Source organism: Pseudomonas sp. FW305-28 (assembly GCF_017351395.1).
Taxonomy (GTDB): domain Bacteria; phylum Pseudomonadota; class Gammaproteobacteria; order Pseudomonadales; family Pseudomonadaceae; genus Aquipseudomonas; species Aquipseudomonas fluorescens_AA.
This window is the reverse complement of record NZ_JACNDD010000290.1, coordinates 1-1,969: the sequence shown is the minus strand read 5'-3', so window position 1 is coordinate 1,969 and position 1,969 is coordinate 1. Positions and strand designations below refer to the sequence as shown.

1 protein-coding gene and 1 pseudogene are annotated in these 1,969 nt (G+C 64.0%); both read right to left on the bottom strand.

Features of this window, described 5'->3' with window-relative positions:
- Positions 1 to 28 precede the first annotated feature (28 nt).
- Positions 29 to 1,411: an MFS transporter gene (locus tag J4E53_RS30440; protein ID WP_060739318.1), complete on the bottom strand. Its 1,383-nt coding sequence runs from the start codon at positions 1,409 to 1,411 to the stop codon at positions 29 to 31.
- Between the two features lie 115 nt (positions 1,412 to 1,526).
- Positions 1,527 to 1,969: pseudogene (locus J4E53_RS30435) on the bottom strand (transcriptional regulator); the annotation flags it as partial.

The window sequence follows — 1,969 nt, the reverse complement described above, 5'->3', positions numbered from 1 at the left end:
AAGCTCGCTCCCACAAGGGGGATTGTGTTTAGTCGGCAGCGGTCGCTTCACTCAACTCCTCCAGCGTCTTGCCCCGGGTTTCCATCCCGAACACCCAGACCACCCCCGCCGCCACGGCGAAGCACAACGCACCCAGGGCGAATACGCCACCCTGGCCGGTGATGGGAAACACCAGCCCGGTCACCAGCGGGCCAAGCAGCGAACCGATACGACCCACCGCCGAAGCGAAGCCCGAACCCGTGGCCCGCGCCGAGGTGGGGTACAGCTCCGGCGTGTAGGTGTAGAGCACCGCCCACATACCAAACAGGAAAAACTGCATCAGCAACCCGGTGCCGATCAACAGGCCGACGTTGCCGCCAAACACCGCGCTCTGTCCATACAGAAACGCCATCACCCCGCCGCCCAGCAAGGTGATGATGCACACCGGCTTGCGCCCCCAACGCTCCACCAGCCAGGCCGCCATCAGGAAGCCGGGAATCCCGCCCAGGGAAATCAGCACGGTGTAATACACCGACTGGGTCACGGCGAACCCCGACTGCTGCAACAACGCGCTGAGCCAGGACGTCAGGCCATAAAAACCGAGCAAGGCAAAGAACCAGACGCTCCAGATCATCATCGTGCGCTGGCGATACAGCGGCGACCAGATCTGCGCCAGGGCCGAAAAGAAATTGCCCGGTGTGCTCTCGACCCTCGGCAGGCGGATCGGCTCCGGCAGCTCACGCCGTCCCAGTGAAGCCCGGACCTTGTCTTCGATTCGCTTGAGCACCGCGTCCGCTTCATCGCCCCGTCCGGCCTGCTCCAGCCAGCGCGGCGACTCGGGAATGAAGAAGCGAATCGCCAGGACAAACACCGCCGGCACCGCCAGCACCAGGAAGATGTCGCGCCAGCCGATCACCGGCAGCAGAAAATACGACAGCACCCCCGCCGCCACGAAACCCAGCGGCCAGAAGCCGTCCATCAAGGCGATGTAGCGCCCTCGACGCTTGGCCGGGATCAACTCCGAGAGCATCGACTGGGCAATCGGAAACTCCATGCCCATGCCGATCCCCAGCAGGATACGAAACAGCGTCAAGGTCTCGACGTCCTGGGCGGTGGAGCACAGGTAACTGGCGATGCCCCACAACACGATGCTCCACTGGAACACCGGCTTGCGCCCGAAACGATCGGCCAGCATGCCCGACAGCGACGCACCCAGCACCATGCCGAAAAAGCTGGAGCTGGCGAGCAGACCGGCCTGGGCAGTGCTCAGGCCGAACTCGGCTTTGATCGAGCCCAGCAGGAACGTCATCATCGCCAGGTCCATGGAGTCGAAGAAAAACGCCAGGGCGATGATGATGAAAATCACCCGGTGATACCCGCTGATGGGCAACCGCTCCAGGCGTTCCGCCGCGCTGTAACCGTGAGTGTCCATGCTGCCGTCTCCCCAATCCGAAAAATTCCCCGGACCGAGTGTGCGCGAACCTTGCAGGCGGCTATTGCTGAATACGACCTGTCGACAGCCCTGAGCGACGCGCCAGGCGAGTTCCCTAGAGCGCCATCTCTACGGCATCCTGCCGGGCGAACCGGTGGATTTCCTGCTGGCCGAGCGTCGTCACCTGCAAGGCCCGCGAATCGTTGGGCAAAGTCAGCCAACCCGACTGCATGAACAGTTGCAGCACCGCTGCCCCCAGTGCGCCACCCAGATGCGGACGACGCTCGCTCCAGTCCGGGCAAGGGCAGGCGACACGGGCGTTGCGATGGGCCAGGGCCTGGATGAACAGGCCACGCTCGGCCAGTTGATTGGCGCCCTTGTGCGTGACGATCACCCGTTGTTCGAACTGCTCGATCCACCCTGCGTCGAGCAGGCGCTGGTAGAGATCGGCCGCCAGGGTTCCCCCCAAGTGATCGTCGCACAGCCTGGCCCGCATCAACGAAGCGGGGGCCGACGGGGCCTTGGTCGGCATGACCCGGCGCTTGAAGACATCCGGAA